At 30.9% G+C, this 24,777-nt stretch carries 19 protein-coding genes and 2 pseudogenes; 16 read left to right on the plus strand and 5 right to left on the minus strand.

The window, feature by feature from the left end:
* The first annotated feature begins 82 nt into the window (after positions 1 to 82).
* Positions 83 to 1,699 (plus strand): hypothetical protein, encoded by a 1,617-nt coding sequence (locus EQ029_RS00290; RefSeq protein WP_000393940.1) that lies wholly within the window; start codon positions 83 to 85, stop codon positions 1,697 to 1,699.
* Between the two features lie 159 nt (positions 1,700 to 1,858).
* On the opposite strand, the gene EQ029_RS00295 is transcribed toward EQ029_RS00290, so the two are convergent.
* Both EQ029_RS00295 and EQ029_RS00300 read right to left on the minus strand, forming a co-directional pair.
* On the minus strand, positions 1,859 to 3,370 hold the full coding sequence (locus EQ029_RS00295) for a glycosyltransferase family 4 protein (RefSeq protein ID WP_000640645.1): 1,512 nt from the start codon (positions 3,368 to 3,370) through the stop codon (positions 1,859 to 1,861).
* Between the two features lie 22 nt (positions 3,371 to 3,392).
* Positions 3,393 to 5,444, minus strand: a complete 2,052-nt coding sequence (locus EQ029_RS00300; RefSeq protein ID WP_057504674.1) for a Mur ligase family protein — start codon at positions 5,442 to 5,444, stop codon at positions 3,393 to 3,395.
* A gap of 886 nt (positions 5,445 to 6,330) precedes the next feature.
* On the opposite strand from EQ029_RS00300, the pseudogene EQ029_RS00305 reads away from it, so the two are divergent.
* The 5 genes and pseudogenes from EQ029_RS00305 to EQ029_RS00320 all read left to right on the plus strand — a co-directional run.
* Positions 6,331 to 6,951: pseudogene (locus tag EQ029_RS00305) on the plus strand (tandem-type lipoprotein); the annotation flags it as partial.
* Positions 6,948 to 7,115 carry a hypothetical protein gene (locus EQ029_RS12490; RefSeq protein ID WP_016930484.1) on the plus strand — a complete coding sequence of 56 codons (168 nt, stop codon included), beginning with the start codon at positions 6,948 to 6,950 and terminating at the stop codon, positions 7,113 to 7,115. The pseudogene EQ029_RS00305 and the gene EQ029_RS12490, both read left to right, overlap by 4 nt.
* Before the next feature lie 190 nt (positions 7,116 to 7,305).
* Positions 7,306 to 8,193: a mechanosensitive ion channel family protein gene (locus EQ029_RS00310; RefSeq protein WP_016930485.1), complete on the plus strand. Its 888-nt coding sequence runs from the start codon at positions 7,306 to 7,308 to the stop codon at positions 8,191 to 8,193.
* A 233-nt stretch (positions 8,194 to 8,426) separates the two neighbouring features.
* Positions 8,427 to 8,615: a hypothetical protein gene (locus EQ029_RS00315; RefSeq protein ID WP_016930486.1), complete on the plus strand. Its 189-nt coding sequence runs from the start codon at positions 8,427 to 8,429 to the stop codon at positions 8,613 to 8,615.
* Positions 8,616 to 8,701: 86 nt separating this feature from the next.
* Positions 8,702 to 9,226 carry a DUF3267 domain-containing protein gene (locus EQ029_RS00320; RefSeq protein ID WP_011274452.1) on the plus strand — a complete coding sequence of 175 codons (525 nt, stop codon included), beginning with the start codon at positions 8,702 to 8,704 and terminating at the stop codon, positions 9,224 to 9,226.
* Between the two features lie 73 nt (positions 9,227 to 9,299).
* On the opposite strand, the gene EQ029_RS00325 is transcribed toward EQ029_RS00320, so the two are convergent.
* Positions 9,300 to 10,178, minus strand: coding sequence for a CobW family GTP-binding protein (locus EQ029_RS00325; RefSeq protein WP_011274453.1), 879 nt, complete (start codon positions 10,176 to 10,178; stop codon positions 9,300 to 9,302).
* Between the two features lie 266 nt (positions 10,179 to 10,444).
* Between EQ029_RS00325 and EQ029_RS00330 the strand changes: the two genes are divergently transcribed.
* From EQ029_RS00330 to EQ029_RS00335, 3 genes are all read left to right on the plus strand, one after another.
* Complete coding sequence (locus EQ029_RS00330; RefSeq protein ID WP_011274454.1) at positions 10,445 to 11,428, plus strand: metal ABC transporter solute-binding protein, Zn/Mn family; 984 nt, start codon at positions 10,445 to 10,447, stop codon at positions 11,426 to 11,428.
* Between the two features lie 178 nt (positions 11,429 to 11,606).
* Positions 11,607 to 11,729, plus strand: coding sequence for a hypothetical protein (locus EQ029_RS12810; RefSeq protein WP_011274455.1), 123 nt, complete (start codon positions 11,607 to 11,609; stop codon positions 11,727 to 11,729).
* A gap of 306 nt (positions 11,730 to 12,035) precedes the next feature.
* The gene (locus EQ029_RS00335; protein WP_037570125.1) at positions 12,036 to 13,406 is read left to right on the plus strand and encodes a trypsin-like peptidase domain-containing protein; all 1,371 of its coding nucleotides are present in this window, start codon (positions 12,036 to 12,038) and stop codon (positions 13,404 to 13,406) included.
* Between the two features lie 91 nt (positions 13,407 to 13,497).
* Here EQ029_RS00335 and EQ029_RS00340 read toward each other — a convergent pair whose 3' ends face one another.
* Positions 13,498 to 14,142: an FMN-dependent NADH-azoreductase gene (locus EQ029_RS00340; RefSeq protein WP_029376608.1), complete on the minus strand. Its 645-nt coding sequence runs from the start codon at positions 14,140 to 14,142 to the stop codon at positions 13,498 to 13,500.
* 93 nt (positions 14,143 to 14,235) lie between these two features.
* On the opposite strand from EQ029_RS00340, the pseudogene EQ029_RS00345 reads away from it, so the two are divergent.
* Positions 14,236 to 14,529 (plus strand): annotated as a pseudogene (locus EQ029_RS00345) (TfoX/Sxy family protein).
* Positions 14,530 to 14,741: 212 nt separating this feature from the next.
* Here EQ029_RS00345 and EQ029_RS00350 read toward each other — a convergent pair.
* Complete coding sequence (locus EQ029_RS00350) at positions 14,742 to 15,965, minus strand: ArgE/DapE family deacylase (protein ID WP_016930491.1); 1,224 nt, start codon at positions 15,963 to 15,965, stop codon at positions 14,742 to 14,744.
* Between the two features lie 302 nt (positions 15,966 to 16,267).
* Between EQ029_RS00350 and EQ029_RS00355 the strand changes: the two genes are divergently transcribed.
* The 6 genes from EQ029_RS00355 to EQ029_RS00385 all read left to right on the plus strand — a co-directional run bounded on the left by EQ029_RS00355 (position 16,268) and on the right by EQ029_RS00385 (position 24,699).
* Entirely contained in the window at positions 16,268 to 17,320 is a 1,053-nt protein-coding gene (locus EQ029_RS00355; protein ID WP_033080090.1) for a PTS sugar transporter subunit IIC, read from the plus strand.
* 422 nt (positions 17,321 to 17,742) lie between these two features.
* A complete protein-coding gene (gene thrS / locus EQ029_RS00360; protein ID WP_057504675.1) occupies positions 17,743 to 19,659 on the plus strand; it encodes a threonine--tRNA ligase in 1,917 nt (638 codons plus the stop codon).
* Between the two features lie 151 nt (positions 19,660 to 19,810).
* A complete protein-coding gene (locus EQ029_RS00365; protein ID WP_037558281.1) occupies positions 19,811 to 20,665 on the plus strand; it encodes a GIY-YIG nuclease family protein in 855 nt (284 codons plus the stop codon).
* A gap of 37 nt (positions 20,666 to 20,702) precedes the next feature.
* Positions 20,703 to 21,161 carry a MepB family protein gene (locus tag EQ029_RS00370; protein WP_037558280.1) on the plus strand — a complete coding sequence of 153 codons (459 nt, stop codon included), beginning with the start codon at positions 20,703 to 20,705 and terminating at the stop codon, positions 21,159 to 21,161.
* 560 nt (positions 21,162 to 21,721) lie between these two features.
* Positions 21,722 to 22,789: an acyltransferase family protein gene (locus EQ029_RS00380; RefSeq protein WP_037558278.1), complete on the plus strand. Its 1,068-nt coding sequence runs from the start codon at positions 21,722 to 21,724 to the stop codon at positions 22,787 to 22,789.
* A 14-nt stretch (positions 22,790 to 22,803) separates the two neighbouring features.
* A complete protein-coding gene (locus tag EQ029_RS00385; protein ID WP_053020431.1) occupies positions 22,804 to 24,699 on the plus strand; it encodes a DUF5776 domain-containing protein in 1,896 nt (631 codons plus the stop codon).
* Positions 24,700 to 24,777: the final 78 nt, after the last annotated feature.

The raw sequence follows: 24,777 nt of genomic DNA on the forward strand, positions 1-24,777 counted from the left end.
CTTACATGGCCTGGTTTTATTTTAAATACTATGATATAAATTAATGGAAATAGGACAAATATATAAAAATAAGGAGGAAACAATGGAATTTGAACATAAATTAGAGAAATTAATATCTGAAGTAAATAATAAGACTGAAATTAATAATTATGTTTTTTTTAGTTTAGGTAAGTCAAGTGTTAAAGCACAGGTTAAGTTATTAAAAAAAACTAATTATCTCAAACAAGATATTTCAAAATTGGCACTTAAATTTAAAAAGAAATCTGGGGAATTTCCTGAGTGGATTAAATTAGATATTGTAACCTCGACTGAAAAAATATTATTTAAAGAATTAAAAAAAACACTGATCAATACAAGAAGAAATTATGTAGATTTTGGTATAGCATTTGATAGTCAATGGAATTTTGCAGTATTACCTGAAGAAATTAACGCGAATGCTTTTGTTCGACCAGATAATACTACTAAAGAGTTATTTCTTTCGGAAAAAAACATCAATAATTATTTACGCAAATATACTACAAATAAAAAGGCATTTTCTAGTGAGTTCTATAATGAAAAAGAAGTTATTAAATTCTATACACAAGGTTTCTTTATAGGTGATGAAGAAGTACATGAACTATATAGCGAAGGCTATAAAAAAGGTTTAAGAAAAGTAAATGATTTAAATAATGAAATTGATCAATTAATTGAAAGTAGTACTAATTTCTTACAAAATATGTTGTTAGATAATGGTAAATATATTTATGGATATTTTCCTCATTTTGATAATGAAATTGGATTCTACAATGTTTTAAGACACTCTTCTTCTACTTATGCCTTAATTGAGGGTCTGTCCTATTTAGGTAAAAGCTTACAACCTGTTGAAAAAGCAATTGATTATATCATTTTAAATCAACTGTTTGAGATTGGTGATAAAGCCTATATCTTTGATGATACAGAGGAAGCAAATGAAATCAAATTAGGACAAAATGCTTCATTTATATTCGCAGTTTGTGAATATTTAAAGCATGAAGATAATCCTAAATTTCTTGAGTCAGCTCAGAAAGTGGCTAAAGGTATTCTTTCAATGATAGATGAAGATACATATGAGACAACTCACTTATTGAATTATCCTGATTTAAGCGTAAAAGAGAAGTTTAGAATTATTTATTACGATGGTGAAGCAGCGCTTGCTTTATTGAGATTGTATCAAAAGGATGAAAATGAACTATGGCTAAAAACTGTAGAAAATTTGATGGACCGTTTCATTGAGAAGAAATATTGGCAATATCATGATCATTGGTTAGGATATTGTACGAATGAATTAGTTCAAATTAATCCACAAGACAAATATTTTGAATTTGGAATCAAAAATGTGAATAATTACTTAGATTATATTAAAAATCGTGAAACAACATTTCCAACATTCTTAGAAATGTTAATGGCCACATATAGATTAGTTCAAAAAGCGAAAGATACGGGTCGCGAGGAATTGGTAAACAATTTAATAGATGAACAATATTTGATAGATGTAATTAATATTAGAGCAGATTATCAAAGAGTTGGATTCTTTTATCCTGAAATTGCTATGTATTTTAAAAACCCATCAAGAATACTAGGAAGTTTCTTTATTAAACACCACGGTTATCGTGTTCGAATTGATGATATCGAACATTATTTATCTGGATATGTACAATATCAGCTTGCATTTAATAGGTAAAATAAGTATTTGAAATTTAAATTAATGACTTACAAAAAATGGTTGATTTACATAAAAACGAAATCAACCATTTTTAATTTGCTCTTTAATAATTATTTTTCATATAACTAAAATTCTAATTTCATAAAGAATAACTGAAAAAACTAAACAACATGTGAGCTATTCATAACTTGAATTAATTGTAGAAAATCTATCTTCCCATAACTTCATAACAATTTTACTTGAAAAAGCTTTAGAGTGCTTGATACATTCTTGAGAAAAAGTATCTCTTAAAGTCTTATCTAATAATAGGTTTCGCACTCGATTATATAATTCATCTTTATCATTTTTGTTAATTAAATAACCATTTTCATTATTTAATATTAATTCGGAAGGACCATACTTCGAATTATAGCCAACTGGAGGTATGCCTTCAGTTATAGTTTCTAATAAACCTAAATTAAATCCTTCCATATTACTAGTAATTAGAGACATATAAGCATCTTGAATCTCAGCACTTAAATTTCTTCTAAACCCTCGTAAAAACACATTGTTTTCTAAATTATATTCAGTGATTAGTTGCTTGTATTTTTCTTCTTCTTTACCAAACCCATACAAATGTAGTTGGATGTTAGGAAATTCTTTAATTAATTTAGAAACTAATTCAATTTGATGATTCAACTGTTTTTCAGGAGAATAACGTGCAACGGAAATAATTTTATTATTATTTATACTATGATTATTTCTTTTTAAATTAGTAAAATGTTCATCAATATATCCTACTGGTATAGTATGAACAGGGATTTCATTATTTATTCGAGCTGATATATCCAATTGTTGCTGTTTAGTCGATACAATTATCCCAGAGTATCTATTTAGATTGTTAAAAACATGTTTATAAGTATTTTTGATGTCCGATTCATATACCATGTCAATATTCTTGACATGAGTACTATGCAAAACAGCTAAAACAGGTATTGTTTCACTAGTATTATTGAATATTGGTGCAGTATTTATATTTTTATCACTCAGGAAAATATCTCCATTTTTATACAATTTTTCAATTGCAAATGCTAGTAATTCCTGATCATTATTAAAATACTTAAGTTGAGAATCGGTGTTATAAATAATAAGTTGTGATTGTGAATTTTCAAGTTCTGGATTAAAAAATTTTTGGAACTTTATAGTACCTTCAGGAGTGTAATAATGTTCACAAACTACTTTTTGATTTGTTGTTAAAGTTCTTGAACAACTTAAAAAGCCTCTTGAATCATATAGATCTCGACGTATTTTACGTTGATTTACATCAAAATGATTTATGTAATCCAAATGTTGGTAATTACTATCATTAAAATGGACATACATTCTATAGTTGCTTTTTTCATATATCTTTATATCATTGGTATTTTCAATAAATTTTAGTGTATAATTACACTCTTTAGTCCAATGAGTGATCCAGTCCTTATGGATGCTTTTTATATTTATACTGTCTTGTAGCACATCATATAAGCTTAATATATCGTCATCTTCAATTTGAAATAGACTTGCATTAAAATGTAAACGAGGTGACCACGATGCAAAAATCAATTTACTAGTTATCGAGTGATTTTTAAATAAGTTGTGTCTATTAATCATCGCTTTTTCAATTCCGGTTAATTTATTTCCTAACCTATTCCCTACTGAATATATCATTTTAATTCAACCTCATTTTTTGTTATTTATTATTTAGTTTATTTTTAATTTCATTTAAGTTTGGGTAAGAGGTAAATATAATAAATTTATCTTTATCTTTTATAATACCGCTATTATATTTCCTGCCAATAATTATTTCGTTAGTAAATTTAAATAGGGTATTTTTATATGCTTTTAAAATTTTAAATAAGTCGTCAACAGTGAAGTTTTGTCGTTCTCTCATAGTATGACGTCCAGTTAAATTTATTGCTACAGAATTTGAAAGACTTAAATGTTCTATTTTTGAATTGATATATTCATCGCGCTTTGGACCGTTTTCAAATAAATACTTAGATAATTCATAAGAAGGTGTATACATAGGTGAATTAAGCATGGCTTTCATCAATTCGTAAGTTGTCGTTTCTTTTCCTTCATAATAAAGTTTGTTATTTGTTGCCCAGTTAGCAATAAAAATAGTATCTTCTGATACATTATCATCTATAGCTTTTAAATAATTAAAGATAGGGCCTAAGCCTTCAATTGTACCTGAATGTTCTCTGTTATGAGATTCAATGACATTATAATTTTCATCAATAATCATATAACTGCGACCGTTCAAGGATTGACCATCAAATAAAGAAGTGTTCGAATTATTAATATTATATTTATTTAATTTCTCAGGTAATTCTTTTGCTAATTTTGGAAATTCTGTACCACCTGCTGATGATTTTAATAGAGTTAATGAATCTGGTTTATTTAGGTACAATAAATCTTTTTCTAATAGATGTCTATTAGAATACCATGTTATATTTTTGCTTTTTACTCCTGTAACGACACTCTTTAAAGCATCATCCATACATAGAATATAATCTGCATTACTATTTTCTAGAACATCAACTAATTGCAAATGCAATGATTTAGAGTGCTTACCTAAGTCACTAATTTGCCCAATCGCAATAATTTTATTACCTTTAAAAAATTTTGTTTGAGTATTAAATGCTTTTATAGCATTAATCATTGCTGGTAATGAAGCGTTGTGTGTATCATCTATTAAGTTAACTTTATAGTTAGGTGTTTCAACTTCTTTTAGGTTTAAAACTTTTTCAAATGGTTTAAATGTACTTAAGTTCTCTAAGGCTCTTTCTAGTGGTATATCTAAATGCGATAATGTAGCAAATGTGGCTAGAGAGTTTTCAACCATACCGTCACTTATTGAATTAATTCTATAAGTATATTTTTGTCCGTTAAAATCAATTGTTATAACTGTATAGCCTTTACTATATTGAATAGATTTAGGACAAATTGTTGCGCTAGAGTCATGTGTACTATAAGTAATAACATTACTTGTATTTTGTTTGGCGCGTTCGATTAATATATCTGAATGTAATGTATCTTTATTAATTATTGCTACTCCCTCAGGAGTTAAACCATCAAAAATACTTGCTTTCACTTCTACAATATTTAGAATATCTTTAAATGTAGACATATGAGCAGCACCTATACCAGTAACTATAGCAATATTTGGTTTTATTAAATATGATGAATTACCAACTGCATTTAATGCGTTTAATGATACTTCTAAAACAGCAAAATTTGGTTGTCTAATCATTTTGCATAATAATAAATATACTGCGGATCTTATGTTATTATTAAATCTATTTTGAAGAGGATAATAATCTTTAAGACCAGCACTTATCAGCATTCTAGTTGAACTTTTTCCCATTGATCCTGTTATAGCAACAACAGGGTGTTTATACTGTAGTCTCATTTCTTCAGCTAATTTAGTTAGTGTGTTTGCAGAATCATTGATAACTAATTGAGGAGTTTTAAACTTCATGTCAGGAACATAGGTTTCAGTAATAATTAATCCTAAATCTTCCTTATCCTTCTTTATATATTCATTACCTTCTTTTGCGTTTGCATCTCTACCAAAACGTCTCCATGTATGCTTATTGGGCGATATGTAGGCTGTGCTTTTATTATGAATAAAGGGGAACCAATTCTCAAAATTATTTATAACATTGTCCTCTTTACCTTCAGCATCAAGGAGATTACCTCCTAAAATATTATGAAGTTCTTTAATTGTTAATGACATTTTGTACTCCTTTATAAAATGTAAAATTGTGTTTAATTTCTAAATATATATATAGTATAGCATGTTGATATACTGAAATGATTTGAAAAATTTTTGAAACTTAATGACTTATATATTCATATTAGTTTAAAATTCGATACTATTCCATAATGATGGAATGTGATGTATATGATTAATCAATATACATCACATTTCATTTAATGCAACTATTGCACAAGTTAATAGTATATTTAAAAATAGGTTAGTGAGATTGATTAATTATTGATTATGTTGGTATCAATGAAAGCTTGGAAGAAGGGCTTAAAAATATAAAAACTTGGATAAATCACAATACAATCATAGACACAGATAAGTTCGTCAATCTGTTAATGAATTATGATGTGATAGAGTTAAGTGAGGATAAATGTTAACGTTTTATTAAAACAGTCACAGAATTAGATAGAGCATTTGCAATTTGTGCTACTGAACTTATAATCTAAGAGCTCAATAGTGAAATTGTCTTTTTTAAAGTTGTTAAAGCATAAATTTGTTGAATTATTACAGAAAAAGATCGAAATTTAGTTACTGCTAATGGAACGGCAGCATTAGAGTTTGCCGAACTCATTTTAAAAGGACTTGAATTTGATAGTAAAGAAAATATTGAAAGGCAAATCTATATGTATCAAAGAGGCTTCTATGAGTATTGTAATAAGTATGGCAATCCTTATCAATAATTAAAAACCGCATCATTATCTGATACGCAGAAACGTATCGTAAGTGAGGCGGGTTTTATTTATTATTTATGAAAGTAAAATAAAATTTGAATTCCATCTTAAATGTATTATATGTTCATTGTTGGATAATATGTAGATGTTTAAGAAGTTGATTTATATAATGTTTACCAATTTATGATAAAGAGGGTTATCGTGATGAAGAGTTTGATAAAAAGGATAAAGGGACATGGATAGTTGGATCTACCATGACAATTGAACCAAAAGGCAAGTACATGGAATCTAGAGGTATCTTTCTATATATTAATCACAATACTAGAACAACTAAAGGTTATTATTATGTGAGGAAAACAACAGATGACAGTAAAGGTAGACTAAAAGATGATGAAAAGAGATATCCTGTAAAAATGGAACACAATCAAATTATTCCAACGAAGCCGATACCTAATGACAAACTAAAAAAAGAAATAGAAAACTTCAAATTTTTTGTACAATATGCCAACTTTAAAGATATTAATGATTATAAAAACGGGGATATTTCATACAATCCTAATATTCCTAGTTATTCTGCGAAATATCAACTGAATAATAATGACTATAACGTGAAACAATTAAGAAAAAGATATGATATTCCAACCAATCAAGCCCCTAAGTTATTGTTAAAAGGGGATGGCGACTTAAAAGGATCATCCGTAGGTTCTAAAAATTTAGAATTTACTTTTGTAGAAAATAAAGAAGAGGATATATTTTTTACAGATGCAGTACAATTCACTCCTAGCGAAGATGATGAATCATGAGTCAAACAGATTATCAAATAAAACCTGATAATATAAAAGGTAATTCTGAAGAAACCAGCTCAATATCCAAAATTAGTTATGAAATAGAAAATGCGAATAATAAAAGTTTGAAAAAATGGCAAATGTTATTCGATGGATGGTTTTATGATTACATCTGGAAGTGACTGAAAATAATCAGTAGTCCTAAGATAATTTGTTATATGGAAATTCATAAAGCATCCTTCATCACAAAGTGAAGGGTGCTTTGTTTATTTATAAGTGTTATATTTAGAAATGACTTACTGCTCATTATCTATAAAGATTTGTACATTGAAAATATTGATTGTTTTAACAATAGGAGGTCATGTTGTTATTATGAGTCAGTTTAAGGACACATTATATAAACTATTTGAGCCAATGATGAAAATAGAGTTCTATCAAAATCTTTTGGTTAATCTTTTAATTATACTTGCTTATATCTTGATGGGTATGATTGTAATTGCGATATCAAGAAAGTTAGTCACTAAATTTTTCAACGTTAATGAAAAGAAAAAGAACCGTCATAAAATTAAGAGAAGTGAAACACTATCCACATTGATTCAAAATTTAATAAGTTATGTCGTATGGTTTATTGTCCTTACGTCAATACTTTCACGTTTCGGTATTAGTGTATCAGCAATTTTAGCAGGAGCTGGAGTTGTTGGTGTTGCCGTTGGTTTCGGAGCACAAACAATTGTAAAAGACATTATTACTGGTTTCTTTATTATATTTGAAGGACAGTTTGATGTGAGTGATTATGTTCAAATTAATGCATCTGGGGTAACAATTGCTGAAGGTACGGTTAAAACGATTGGTTTAAGATCAACACGTATACAATCAGATACTGGAGAAATTTATACATTACCTAATGGTATGATTAGTGAAATAGTCAATTATTCTGCTACAGATGTTTCGCCTATTGTGATGATACCGATTTCTCCAAATGAGAATTATAAAGTAATAGAAGAGAAATTATTAAGATTTTTACCTACATTAAAGAATAAATATGACATATTTGTATCCGCACCAGAATTGCTTGGTTTAGATAGTGTTGATGGCAATGAAATGGTGATTAAACTTTTAGCACATGTTAAGCCCGGAATGCATTTTCCAGGACAACGTTTGCTTCGAAAAGAGGTCATACAATACTTTAGTGAAGAAGGCATTCATATTCCTAAACCAACACTTGTAAAACTTGATAAAGAATTGAGTAAAAAAGAATAGTCTGCAGGTTCATTTTTAATGTGAAAATTCATAAAGCATCCCTCATCGCAAAGTGAAGGATGCTTTATTTTTATTATGATAAGTCATGAGTGATAGTGATTTGAAAAACATTGTTGAGTAAAGTTGTTATAAAGTCATCATGTATGAAATTTCATAGACAGTATCTTGTATTGATACATTGTATACACACTATTCATTCTGGCTTTAGTTATATTTAAACAAGAGGAATGAAGATGACAAAACGCTTTACTGTTAAAACAATATTTGCTTTTATAGTTTTGTATAGATGTGCATATAATTTTAACTTTGCAACAGAACCTACGATTAATATAAGACCACAGAAAAAAGGAACAACACTCATTATGTATGCCAAAGATAAAGCGAATAATAAGAGTGCTTCTTTAAAGTTAAAAGTAAAATAAATCAAAAATGAAACAACGATGCATTGTGAACTTCACGAAATCATATTACGATTGTAGTAACAAAACTTTCAAAAGGGGCGTTATGTTTGGAAGAAATTAACTTGTTAGAAGATAAAAAATTAGCGAATAAACTAGCTATATATTCATATATTAGCTTTGTCGTTTTCGGTATCATTTTTTATTTTATTATGAAGTTTTCGGATACACCTAAATTTTTTGATTCTTTGTTAGTTAACGCATTATTCGTGATTATTCTTATTGTACTTATGTTTGTTGTTCATGAGTGTATTCACGGGATATTTTTCAAACTATTTTCACCTAAGAATAAAGTCTACTTTGGGGCAGCTAGCGGTATGATTTATTGTGCGATACCAGGTGGGACGTTTACACCGTTTACGTTTTTAATTAGTAGTATTGCACCGTTTGTCATTATCACAATGCTATTTATAGTGACGTTATTTTTAGGGTGGTTTCCACGGGGGCTCTTTTTCTTCTTTGCCACATTTCATGCAGGATGTTGCGCTGGCGATTTCTACTGGGTTTGGAAAATGATTAAAGCACCGAAGAATGCCACAATTGAAACGACGGATAAAGGCATTATCATTCACTAGCGCTTACTTTACTTTTGTTTAGTAAAAGCTTATATGACAATCCAACACGATCTCGTGTTGGATTTTTTTAGTGTTATAAGTCTAACTCGATAGCATCTAAGTGCTTTCCAATAACTACCAAATACAAAGGAACATCTGATTTGAATTGAATCGGTGTTAATTCGATTTCTCCTTCAGCGTATTGAACTAAATGTATCAATTTACTATCTGTAAAACGCACAAATCCTTTCACACGGTATACTTGTTGTGGGAGTTGGGTTAACCTTTCAATGAAATCTGCTTTTGTTTGTGAGCGAGGCGTATCTATCAACTGATGATTGATGGCGTGATGGAGTGTACCTCTTTGTTTAGCATCTAAATGTTTCACGTTTAACAATGTGTTTAACGCTAATTCTCCCCATTGTCCTACTTGTATGTTTGCGTCTCTATTAATGACCTCTAGATGTCTTAATAAGCGAGCGACTTGATTAAAATCAGCAATATCAATTTTATTTACAAATAGCGTAGAACAATAACTTAGCTGTTCATAGAATAACGCTTGAATATCTCTAGGGTATGTTTCTATCTTCTCGTACAACTTTGCATCAATGATGCCAAGCATACTTCTAATAGTGGTAATTGGAGCTAGTACAGGTGTTAGACAGGCGTCAACAACGGCCAATGGTTCAGCGATACCACTACATTCTATAAACACAAGATCTGGTTGATGTTCTAAATATATTTCATGCAATTGTTGTGAAACGTTTGATTTCATAGCACAGCAAATGCAGCCTTCTACAATCTCACTGATAGGAATAGTTGGATGAATGAGTTGACTATCGACACTCATTTTTCCGAATTCATTTATAATTAATGCGGTTTTTAAGTTATGATCCAAGGCGTCTGTAATCAGGTGGTTCAATGTCGTTGTCTTACCGCTGCCTAAGAAACCTCCAACAATAATGATTTCCATAATAAACTCCTAACTTTGAATGAGATACCGACGTTACGATTTTACAGTGTTATTGAGGTAGGGAAATAAATCAATAATCAAATCGTAATTATTACTATTTAAAAAGTATACCTAAATCGATACACATTTTCAAAAAATGAATAAATTAAGAGAGATTAAATGCATTACCGATGTCTAACATTAATAATTTTAAAAATTATCATTGACAATTAGACGAATTAATGTAAATAATAAAACGTAATGATTTTGATTTAGGAGATGTGTACATGTTTAAGAGAAGTATTATTTTATTATTTGTAGCTGTTTTAACATTATCACTTGCAGCATGTGGCAAAGGTGATAGTGATAAATCATCTGATTATAAAGGTAAGTTAGAAGTTAAGACGACAGTTTACCCACTTAAATCATTTGCGCAACAAATCGGTGGTAAATATGTTGATGTTGAATCAGTTTATCCAAACGGAGTAGACCCACATACATATGACCCAAGTCAGAAACAAATGGTTGATATTGGCAAATCAGATTTATTCGTATACACAGGTGATAATTTAGATCCCGTAGCTAAGAAAATTGCAAAAGCAATTAATGATAAAGATAAAACATTATCTTTAGAATCAACATTAGATAAAAATAGTGACTTATTAAAAGGTGAAGAAGACGAACATGAGCATGAACATGGTGAAGAACATGAACACGGCGAAGAGCATGAGCACCATCATCATGGCAAGTATGATCCTCATATCTGGTTAGATCCTGTGATTAGTCAAAAATTTGCTAAAGAAATTAAAGATGAATTAGTTAAGAAAGATAGTAAACATAAAGATTACTATGAAGATAACTATAATAAATTAGTTAAAGACTTAAAAGGCATCGATAAAGATATGAAAGAAGCAGTTAAAGGTAATGAAGGTAAAACAGTTTATATTTCACATGACTCTATTGGTTATTTAGCTGATAGATATAACTTCAAACAAGAAGGTATTGAAAATATGAATGCTGAAGAACCTAGCCAAAAAGATTTAACAAATATTGTTAAACAAATTAAAGAAGATAAAGTGAAATATATCTTAGCTGAAGAAAATGTATCTAACAAAGTTGCCGACACAGTTAGAAGAGAGACTGACGCAAAAACAATTAAATTCTACAATATGGGCTCACATACGAAACAACAAGATGACGACAAAAATACGTACCAATCATTTATGAAAGAGAACGTTAAAGCGATTGAAAAAGCCCTTAAGAATGAATAATACGATATAAGATAAAAAATATTAATGCTTCATATCAAGGCCTCGTGATGATAGTCATGAGGTCTTTATTTATTAGAAGAAGAGGTAAGTCTTACCTCCCTATAGAAGGAAGATAGAACTAGGCAGGGATTAATGTTACGGTGATAATGAAATGTAGCATTAGAGGAGTTCATTAGAAATGTCTTTAGGTACGTTGGTTCATGTTATGTTTTATACGCTATTCTTTATAATAGTCGGAATGGCAATTGTATTTGGCGTTTATCTGCAAAAGAGAAAACAAAAAAATAGTAAGTCTAAATAATCATAAATATTTATTAAAATAGGCAGCTAGCAGATTAAATTCTACTAGCTGTCTTTTGTATATTTATGAACGTGTGAATAAATTGTTATAAATCAAAGTGATGGCAATTCGATATTATATAATTGTAATATTTATTAAAAGTTAAAAAACTATAAAAATGAATATTGTAGTGTACATTGATTAAGGTATATAATAAATTAAAGCAAAAATTTATTAATTTGAAACATGATGAAAGTAGGGATGAGTATAGTGAACAAAGGGGTAGCATTAAAGAGATATTCACTTATATTAGTTGTCTTTCTGATAATGATGTGTTTATCTTTTCATTTTCAATTTAATGAAGCGAATGCTTCTACTAAAAGTGATAAATTAGATGTACAACAAACATCTCAACAACCTGTCGTTAAACAACAAAATAAGTCAGTAAATGTATCTAAAGATAAAGTTGTAGCAACGCAGACTAAGGTACAAACGCCGTCTAAGGTAACAAATCGCAATCAAGCTTCGTTACAAAAGACAATGGCACCTTCTAAACGAGCACATGTTACTTCAACACATGTGACACCAAAAAGTACTAAAGTAAAACCTTCATCGCAAAACTTTTCAAAACAAAAGCAACCAACTAAGGTTAACAAAAAAGTTGTCTCAACAAATAAAAAACCACAAAAAGCATCAAAAGTAACACGCACGCAATCCGCGAGACCACAGTTATTAGCGCAAACTACTAAAACAAAAAGTAAGCCAACTTCGTCAAAAGTATCGGCAAGTAAACCATCTACGAAAGTGGCAGTTGTAACTAAGTCTAAAACTGCGAAACCAAGTGCACAAACAACAGTCAAAGCGTCTAAAAAAGCATCATCAACGACGAAGAAGAATTATTACAATCAAGCACCTAAGCGTTGGCCATCTAATGTGCCTGGTGGTGATAATGTACGTGATTTCGGTCAAACGACGAAAGAATCAGGTATTGATGACGCCTTAAAAATTATGAAGAAATCAGGAAACAAAGGTGTAACCATTGAACATGCTAAGGCGAAAGATGCCAATATCGCAACAGTTTATAATTGGAATCCAAAAGCAAAACAATTAACATATGGCACTGGTACAGCAATTGGAAAGCATACGATTCTAACTGCAAATCATGTTGTAAATGATCAAAGTGCGCATAAGCCTTTGACACCGTCACAACCACAAAATATGCGTATCAACATATTACAAGAGGGATCTAAAATTGTGCGTACACTTGAAGTCTTTGGTGTTCAAATGTTGCAATATGGTGATGTTTCTCTAGTGTATACGTATGAAGATATTTCAAAGTATATGAAGATAAGAAAGATTGCATCAGAAAGTTCAATTAAAGCAATGAAAGCAAATACGCCTATTCACATGTACCATTATGGTAAGCCGACTGGTAAATATAAAAATGATCCTGCCGGTACAATGTATCATTCAAAAGGGAAATATACGATGCCTGCACGTAATGTGAACCCGATTGGCTATTATCAAATGATGGCTGAACCAGGTTCTTCTGGTGGGGCAGTCTTAAATAGTAAAAATGAAGTCATTGGTGTCCATGCGTTCCGATTAAACTCAGGAGATTATAAAAAATATAATTTAAATACGATGGCTGAAATCAGAGGTAAATTACGTAAAGAAATTATTGATAATATTGTGTAGTGATTTATTAATTTAATAAATTTAAAAAAGTGAGCGGGATGACATAACTAGGGTAATGTCAATATCCCGCTCACTTTATGTGTAATTGGATCTATTTTTGTGTGTAAAACGCATCGAATACGTTGTTTAAATCCTTGTTTGCAGCATCTAAGATTTCGTCTTCAGGTAAGACTGACGTACCTTGGGCACGAGCGATGTAAAACTCATCAAATCCCATGATTTCTTTAAACATTTCTTTTAAATAGTAATATGAGAATTCAAGTGGCGTATAACGGTCGTCATTTGTATAGACACCACCACTTGCTTGTAATAATAGTGCTTTATAATCATCGGTCATTAAGCCAACAGAACCATCCTCAGTATATTTAAATGTTTCTCTAGCAATCATAATGTTGTCGATGTAGTCTTTTAATCTAGATGTGATATTGAAATTGTGAAGTGGTGTTAGAATGACAATGCGATGGTTAGCTTTAAATTGATTTAATAAGAATGCCGACATATCAGCAATTTTTGTTTCATCATCTGATAAGGACTCGCCTAAACTTTGCTTGTTCCAAACATTTAATAATTGATCACCTTCGATACGAGGTACATTAATATCATATAAATTTAATTCTTCAATTTCCTCGTTTGGAAATGTAGTTTTATATTTATCTAGAAATAAATTTTTTAATTTGGCGGTATACGTTGATTCATTATTAAAATCTGGGTGGGCATTAATAAGTAGCGTTATTATATATTTTTAATATCAAAATAACTATGATTTTAATCTAAAATTGCTCAATTTATTTAATTACGGGGTATCCATAGAATAAAGGGGAGATGATGAATGGCAACAGACAAAATTTTTCATGAAACATTCTTAAATAAAATTAATTCAAGCAAAATCAAAACGAGAAGTATGATGGGGGAGTATCTCGTATACTATGATGGCAAAGTGATAGGTGGTTTGTAGGATAATAGATTGTTAGTTAAAGCCTCAAATTCTTCCCTCGAAAAGCTAGAAGGATATGAATTAGTATCGCCGTATCGGAATGCGAAAGAGATGATATTCATACCTAATATCAGTGATATTGAAGACATCGAGACTTTATTTTCAGACATAAAGAATGATTTACGTTAATCATTTGCTAATTGGGGAAGCTGTCATAGTTGTCGTCGCAGGTGGTATTAAAACAACGTGAACGTTATAGGGAAGGTAGACTACGGTCACTAACATGTTAGTCTTACCCCAGGACCACAAATAAATACACTAACTAAACAGACGTAGCATTAGACATCTATAACCAACTAAGGTATGAATGTCCGTGCTACGTCTCGTTTTATATTCAAAAATTACTTTTCAGCCAAGTACTTCACTGCAACGTCTTTGTAGATATCGATATATTTAAGATACATGTCCTTTTCAATATATTCATCCACTTGATGGGCCATAATCGTAATTCCTGGACCAACAATAGCAAGATCTACATTATTAGGATTATCACCCAACAGACTTGAAGCATCCGTAGTACCTATGAATGCTGCGACAAAGACGTCTTCTTTACTCACATAATGAGGTGCTACATCTGTAATTACTTGAATTAAAGTACTATCTTTATCACTTGTGACGGGACGATGATCACTTACGACTTCAAACGACAATGCTTCAGGACTTACTTCATCAATCGTTTGTTGGAATAAATCTTTAACAAAGTCATTATTATACTCGGGTACTGGTCTTACATTATATTCAATAGATGCTTCATCGGGTACAGAATTAAATTGTTTGCCACCCTTGATAATAGAACCCATCATTGTAAATCCTGATGCGAAGTTCTCCTCTTCTTCGCTTAATGTGCCCTTCATAAATTTGTTTACCATTGGTGCAACATCTAACTCATGTTGAAGGTCATGCTGTTTGATATCATCATATTTTGAATTTAAGTGATTGATAAACTGTACTAATGTGTCTACTGCATTCTTCCCTAAAAATGGCATTGAACTGTGTGCAGCAATCCCAGTGGCAGTTACTTTACACGCCATTGAACCTTTGTGTGCATAGAATACCCCGTTGTCTGTAGGTTCTCCGATGATTAAGCCATCAATGTCATCTAAATAACCCTCTTTAACAAATCGTTTGGCACCTTCTTGTTCTTTTTCTTCTCCAGTTGTCGCAAGTAAACGAATTGTTCCTTTAGATAAATCTCCAGACAATTTTAATTCAATGAGTGCGATAACCATGCCCATCAAGGCACCTTTCATATCCGTCGTTCCACGTCCGTACAATTTGCCGTCCTGTTCTGTAAGTTTAAATGGCGGATAAGTCCATTTTTCATGATGCCCGGCATCAACTACGTCCATATGGCCACTCATCGCTAATATTGGCGAACCACTCCCAATTTCAGCTACTAAGTTCGCTCTTGTCTCGCTCACTTTTATTATTTTAGAAGGTATATCGTATTGAGCTAATAAGTTTTGTATATAGTGACAGACTTCAATTTCGTTTTCATTTTCTGACTGAATTTCAATAATATCTGCTAGTAACTTAATTTTATCTTCCTCTTGAAAAGTACGCATATGTATCCCAACCTTAAATTTGATATTAGTATTATCTATACATAAAGTGTAATTTATAAACATTATAATGAATATTCATCCTAATTTATTTTATAAAATTACATGCAAAATGATATAGTGGTCAAAATGGGGTTACATTAGTAATTGTTAATGTAATATAATATCGAAGTTGTGAACAAATGATGAATGTTACATATTTATTTTTAAAAGGTTTTAAATAATGTGATTGAATTATTTCTACAATACTTTAAAATCAAGATTAAAATTTAGAAAAAGAGAAAGCTTTTTGAGGTATAAGGATTATGGGCGAGAGAGAAATGATAACACCCAGAACATTTATATTTAATGTATTAAATGGTGTAGCTTTAGCAATTGTAGTAGGTATGATTCCAAACGCAATATTAGGAGAGTTAAGTAAGTATTTAAGTCAATATAACGATATATTTACGAAAGTAGCCTTTGTAACACAAGGAATTCAATATTCGATTCCAATTCTGACAGGTGTATTAATTGCAGGACAATTTAAATTAACGCAATTACAAACCGCCGTTACAGGTGCAGCTGCCTTTGTAGGATCAGGTGCATCTACTTTCACAGATAATAAGTGGGTCATTGTTGGTATAGGAGATTTAATTAATACGATGATTACTGCATCGATTGCAGTCGGTATCATTTTATTGATTAGTCATAAATTAGGTAGTTTAAATATGATTGTGTTACCAATCGTTGGTGGTGCAGTGGCGGGCTTAATTGGACTATTGATCTTGCCATATACTAAATTGATTACATTAGGCTTAGGCGATGTTATCAATGGGTTAACCAATACACAACCTATTATCATGACTATATTGATCGCGATGATTTTCTCTATATTAATTGTTTCACCGATATCATCAATTGGGATAGGTTTGGCAATTGGCATTTCAGGCTTAGCAGCTGGTTCGGCTGCAGTTGGTGTAGCAGCGAGTGCAATTATGCTTGCAGTCGGTAGTTGGCGCGTAAATAAACCCGGTATTCCGATTACGGTATTACTTGGAGCAGTAAAATTAATGATGCCGACGCTGATTCGTCATCCAATGATGATGCTACCCATTGTTTGTACTGCAGGTGTGTCAGGATTTGTTGGAGGGTTGTTCAATATTAAAGGTACACCCGATTCAGCAGGTTTCGGACTCATTGGTCTTGTTGGACCGATTAAATCGTTAAATTTATTGGAAATGGGTACAGCCAGTGGCTTATTGATTATTGCTATTGTGTACATCATTGTTCCATTAATTTCTGCGCTATTTTTCCATTACTTATTTGTAAAAGTATTAAAAATCTATAATCCTAATATCTTTAAATATCAGGTTTAAAATTATAAATGTCTAGTTGAAGTATGTGTAATTGCTTTGGCTAGACTTTTTAATTTTTAAAAGTTATAAACTATCAAAAAGGTAACTAATGTAGTTAATGTATTATTCTGATGCATATTTGACTAACAATTATGATAGGTATATGATTATAAAAAAATTAATACATGATTGAAGGACAAGAGCTATATTGTCGATTCACAGAGAGGGGATAAACGCTGAGATATTCCTAATCTAAAATATAGTTTACTACCTTTTCATACATTACATGGAAACATGTAACGTTTCATGCGCGTTAATGCATGGCTAAAGTGCCATCTCTTGATTGAGATGGAATGTTGGGTGGAACCACGGGTGTTACAAACTTGTCCCTCTTGTAGGGACGGGTTTTTTATTTTATATAAATGTTTAAGGAGAGATGTATCATGTCTAATCAACAAATCAATATTCAATTTCCAGACGGAAGTAATAAAGCGTATCAAGCTGGAGTGCTTGCTAGTGATGTAGCGAAATCCATTAGCCAATCTTTATATAAGGAAGCAGTCGTTTGTCGTATGAATGACCGTTTAGTTGATTTGACCCATCCTCTTCAAGAAGACTGTGAACTCACATTTTACACACTTAAAGATCAAGAAGGTTTAAATGTAATGCGACATTCTGCCGCCCACGTCTTAGCACAAGCACTTACTCGATTATATCCCGATGTAAAATTAACAATCGGTCCTGTCATTGAGCATGGTTTTTACTATGATATCGATTTAGATGAATCCATTAGTGAAGCAGATTTAAATAAAATTGAAAAAGAAATGAAGAAAATCCATAGTGAAAATTTAAAATTTGAACGACAAAATTTAAGTTATGCAGAAGCTAAAAATATTTTTAAAGATAATCCTTACAAGTTGGAACTTACAGAAGAACATAAAGATGATCAACTTTCACTGTATCAACAAGGGGAATTTATTGATTTATGCGTAGGGCCACACGTACCAAGTACTAAATTTGTAAATCATTTTAAATTAACTAAAGTATCAGGTGCCTATTGGCGAGGTAATAGTGATAATAAGATGTTGCAACGTATTTACGGCGTAGCATTTCGTTCTAAAGATCAACTTGATGACTATTTTGAATTTTTAAGGGAAGCGGAAGAGCGCAATCATAGACGCTTAGGTAAACAGTTGAAATTATTCATGTTTTCTGAAGAAGCGCCAGGTATGCCATTCTATCTATCTAATGGTCAATTCATTCGAAATCAAATGGAAAGTTTCTTGAGAGAGGTTCAATTGAAACACGATTATGATGAGGTAAGAACACCGTTAATGATGAACAAACGACTTTGGGAAGAATCAGGACATTGGGACCATTATCATGAGAACATGTATTTCACTAAAGTGGATGAAAATGATTACGCGTTGAAACCAATGAATTGCCCGGGACATATGTTAATTTTCAAAAATGAACTTAGATCTTATAAAGATTTACCGCTTCGAATTGCTGAATTTGGTCAAGTGCACCGTCATGAGTTCAGTGGTGCATTGAATGGTTTGCTACGCGTGAGAACATTCTGCCAAGATGACGCGCATATCTTTATCATGAAATCTCAAATCAAATCAGAAGTGCAGGAAATTCTGAAATTAATTGATTATATTTATTCAGTATTCGGCTTTGAATATAGTATTGAATTATCAACACGTCCGGATGATTATTTAGGAGACTTAGACTTATGGAATGAAGCGGAACAATCATTGGCACATGTATTGGATGACCTTGGATTAGACTATTCTATTAATGAAGGGGACGGCGCTTTCTATGGTCCTAAGATTGATGTGCATATTAAAGACGCATTAAATCGAAGCCATCAATGTGCTACAGTGCAATTAGATTTCCAAATGCCAGAGAAATTTGAATTAACTTACATTAACGAACAAAATGAAAAAGAACGACCAGTTGTATTGCATAGAGCAGTATTCGGTTCACTAGACCGCTTCTTCGGTATTTTAATCGAACACTTCAAAGGCGCATTCCCACTATGGATGGCACCTGTACAAGTGAATTTAATTGGCGTATCAGATAATAATGATGATTACGTCCGCACAGTTGCAGAGGTACTAAGAGATGAGAATATCCGTGTTGCTATAGATGATCGGGATGAAAAGCTTGGCAAAAAAATTAGAGAAAGCCAGATGAATAAAATTCCATATACATTAGTATTAGGAGACGATGAACAACAACATCACACGGTTTCAGTTAGAAAATATGCACATGATGATAATGAAACAATGGATATTCAAGCATTTATTGAAAAGTTAAAACATGAAATTGAAAGTAAAGAATTATTAGTTTAATGATATAACCTAAACTCAATCAAGCCTATCAGGGAATGAACACTTTGATAGGCTTTTTAATGTCTAGATATTAAATATAAATATGAAAATTGTAGAATAATTATATAATGTATTAAAATAATAAAAATACTAAATTGTTAAGGGATATAAGATGATTAAACTAACAGATTTTATTCAGACACCAAATATAAGTAAAACTAAAATTAAATTTAATATGAATGCTGGTGATATAAGTAAGCGAGCATGGGACTTTTTATTAGAAGATAGTGAAGATTGGATAGTTATGAACGCATGGAAAACATTACAAAATAACAATAATCTTAATAAGGCAGACTACTTAATAGCCATGGCTCAGTATTATCCATATGGTCCGGAATATTTTGTGTTTGGAGGTATTTATAAGGTTGAAAAGATACAACCAGAAGTATTTAATCAAGTTGGTTATAAACTAACATTACTTGATGACTATAAAGAATACCGAAAAAGACTTATTATCAAACTACAGAAACCGATTGGTAGAGATGTATATAATCGCCTCTATTCAACTGTACAAGAACAATTACAACCAGAAGTTTATGAAATAGCGCCAAATGTTAAGTTGGGACATTTTAAAGGTTATCAACATGTGTGTTTAAAGCATAAAGAATTACAACAGATTATAGATAGAAATGAACCAAGTTGGAAAGATGCATTAAGTCACGTTAAAGGTGTTTATGTTATTACCGATTTAGAAACGGGACAATTATATATTGGTTCAGCATCTGGAAATACAGATGGTATATGGCAACGATGGTCGAATTATGCTCATTTAAATAATTTAACTGGTGGCAATAAAGAATTTCTGTCCATTTTAAATGCAAAAGGAAGAGATTATATTATTAATCATTTTCAATATTCTATCTTGGAAATATTTGATACCAAGACAAAGTCTAATACAATAATTGAAAGAGAGAATTATTGGAAAACAGTATTGGATACGAAAAATCATGGTATGAATCATAATTAAATTTTTAAGATATTATAAATTAAATAAGGAGATATTTATGAAATCCATTGAAACGATGCAATCTTACCATTTGTTGAAATTGTTATTTTCAAATTCTGAAGTTTCCTATGTATTAGAAGAATGGAATCAACAATATGAAGCGGTAGAAATAAAAACTCGAAATGGACATTTTAAAAGTAGGTTAGCTCAAAAGACGCCTAACAAAAAAGGCTACTTTTTCGCAATGTGGAAAAAAGATGAAAATAATACGAATGTGCCGTTTACTGAGGATGATTTAGAGAATCAATTAATAGTGAATATTGTTGATGATAATTGGAGAGGCCAGTTTATATTTCCTAAGGATATATTGATCAAGAAAGGTATTTTGAAAAGTGATGAGTCTAAAGGGAAAATGGCATTGAGGGTGTATCCACCGTGGGAAACTGAATTAAATAAAACAGCAACTAAGACACAAGCATGGCAATGTGCATATTTTAATGAGATAACGCACGAATAAATACTCAATCTACGTTTTAAAGTAATAAAAATTTGATATGTAAATGGAGATAGTTAATGGACGGTATCATTGCGTTTATTCAAATGTTAGTAGTAGTACCTTATTCTATATTTTTACTGGCAGTGTTTATGTATTGTATATGGAAATGTGTGTGGCTAATAAATGATTTAATGAGGTTGTTGTTGGAGAACAATTTGAAAATCAATGTTTCTGAAAACAAGTCTTTTGTGACACTATTTTTCTCTATATTCATAGGGACACTACTTTTTATCATCCCGTTTTACATTATTGTCTTGTTAATTGGTAACTTTTTCCAAGTGATTTTAGTGATGATAGGCATATATATCATAGTTACAAAGCTAAAAAATAAATAATAATTTATCTAAAACATGCTATTGAGTTAGCATGTTTTTTAATAACGTATTTGTAAATATCAAAATAATTCATTTGTATTCTTTTGAAGTTGTATAAATGACTATTATACAATGAAAGTTGGTTGCTATTTTTTAAAAATTCAAACATAAAGCAATCTTAGTTTAGTATGTAAAAGGGAGATACAAATGAGAGTTTATACATCGATTATATTTTGGATGAGGACAATCGCGTGTTTAAGTGTTGTAATGATACATACAATAACAACGACTTTTTATAAATTCGACATGCCGAATGAAGGCTACTTGTTAAGAATTTTTCAATTGTTATTGCTATACGCGACACCAATGTTTGTTTTTATTTCAGAGTTCTTGTTAGCTAAGCAGTATAAAACGAAAGTGAAAGATGGATTCTTTAAGCAAAAGCTACTAACGTTAGGCATTCCATATATCATCATTAATTTAGGACTTGCGTATGTGTATGGACATCCTAAAAATTTTGAGGATTATATGGATTCTGTTGTATTTATGATGTTCCATGGTGGGACATTAACTTATTTTATTGTAATTATTTTTCAGTTCTATTTACTACATATAATATTTGCTAAACATTTGGTCAAACTTAATCCAATCAAATTAGTTATCTACTCATTAATAATTACCACTTTATTCTGGGCTATGAGAAACTTCATACCCGCACCAGAATCAATTTATTTTAATTGGTTGTGGCAAAGAGAAGGCTGGATGATATTTATTGGATGGTTGAGTTACTTCCTATTAGGTTTCTATATGGGTTATCATTATGAGAAACTAATGAACCATATTCAAAAATACACAATCCATATTGTGAGCGGAACGGTAATTGTTACCATTTTTGTGGTTTGCAATTATTTATTTGGAATTTTGACTTTAGTCGACTCTAAACGTTTTGATACACCTATTTATGTAACAATGGTTATTTTATTATTCTTTTTAATCGCATCTTATTTCAAATACGTTCCAAGATTTATTATTTTCATTAGTAATTATTCATTTTCAATTTATTTAATTCATTACTTCTTTGTGCATAGATTAGGAGCGCTGCACGATCATCCGCTGTTAAACATCCTATTTACGTTTACATTAACAATGACATTCTCAATATGTATCTCTTATGTAATGAATTTAAGTAAATTTGGTAAGTATATTGTTGGCGGTATAGGGAAAATGAAGTATGAAACGTATTATCAAAGTTATAAACAAAATTTAGTGGATTAAAAGGTGGGAGAAGTATGGCTAAACTAGTTTCAATTATTGTATCTGTTTACAATAAGGAGCAGTTTTTAGAAAAGTGCATAGAGTCTTTAATTGACTTAAAGATGGACAAGAATAATATTGAAGCGATATTTGTAGATGATTGTTCAACTGATGAGTCGGTTAACATTATCAAGCATTATGAAAAGGACTATGACTTTATAAAATTAATTCAATTACCTGAAAATACAGGTAGTCCTTCTGAACCAAGAAACATTGGAATGAGAGAGGCACAAGGTAAATATATTACGTTACTTGATGCAGATGATTGGTTAGATAAGGAAGGATTCCCTCAAGTGATTGAGAAAGTGAATAAAGATGATGCCGACCTTGGTTTTGGACAAAGTTTTAAACATAAGTCAAAAAACGTGAAGTATCATGCTAGGTTTACTTCTTATAAGGAAGCATCACATTTAAAACCACAAGATATTAGTAAGATTTTTAGAGCAGTCGGACCACCAGGAAAGGTATTTAAACGAAGTCTAGTCATGGATCATCATATTGAATTTGAACATATGAAATATGGCGAGGATAAGTTGTTTTTCTTTCAGCTATTTGGAAAAGTGGACGATATCACAATGTCCACAATACCTATGTATCACGTAAATCGTTACGATGAAAATAAATCATTGGTACAGCAAACATCAATGTTAGATAAAGCAAACTCAAATTTAGAGGTTCTAGATAGAACTTGTCATATGGATATGTCTTCGGAACTTAAGCATATGGCTTTAGCTAGAATGGTTGAAGTAGACTTTATTTCGAGATTCCTTCGTACGAAGACATTTATTAAATCTGCAGATAAAGAGAAATTTTATGCAGTAATTGAAAAAGTTGAACGAAAAATAAAAGAGCAAGGCATTGATATCAATACATTGATTACGAATCCAGTATTCAAGCAAATCTACACGTTATATCATCATGCAGATGAATCGGTATTTGTTAATTTTACAAAGGATGTTGTTAATGACCAATGGCGCTATATTATTCAAGATGACATTGTCTTTAGAGATTTCGTTCATCAATATGACATGATTAAACCTACTGTTGTTGATTGCTACCCAGTTTACGAAGGCACGCAAATGATGGGAGAAAACAAATACGAAGTCATTCGTGTCATGAAACCAGACGATATAAACATCCAATCAGTAAGTTTAGTAGAAATCAACAATGCGGCGAATGAATATGAAGTGACGTATAAATATAGCGACGATAGAATTTATGTTCCACATGAGGAATTTGAAAAGTTAAATAAAGATATCAATATTAATTTTAATGTGAATTATGGTGAGTCAGGACGCTCATTGGTGTATGCTTCATATCCAAGTTTCAATGATGTATTTAAAATGAAACGCCAAAATTTCAAAGTTGAATTTGTGCATAAAAAGAATGAGAACAAAGCACAACAAGTAACAAACCGTAAAAGTGAATATTTCAAGAGAATAACGAATCCAATGATGACATTGAAAAAAATTAAAATATACAAAGATGTATCATTTAAAGAAGAAGTAGGTAGTCTAGAAGCGGGTACTAGAGTTGAAGCGTCAGATATTCAATATACATCGAAAGGCACACCTCGACTGGTATTAGATGATGGTAGTATAATCACAGCGAATAAAGATTTTATTACCTTAATCAACACATCGGGATTAAACAAGTATATTACTGAGGTGCCTAAGAAAGTTAAAGTTGTAAAAGCATGTAAACTCTATGATTCACGTGATTTTAAAGACAATACAGTACGTAAACTTAAAAAAGGTGATGTATTAACTATTAGAGACATCATTTATACGAACAACTCAACACCTCGCTTAGTAACACAAGAAGGCCTATTCTTAACAGCAAATAAAGATTTTATTAAGATCATCAAGTAATGAACCTAAGTGCTATAGAGACGGCATCCCAGGAACGTGAAGCAACTTAAGTGAGTGGGTTATCTATCTAAGATCGAC

This window comes from Staphylococcus haemolyticus, from assembly GCF_006094395.1.
GTDB classification, from domain to species: domain Bacteria; phylum Bacillota; class Bacilli; order Staphylococcales; family Staphylococcaceae; genus Staphylococcus; species Staphylococcus haemolyticus.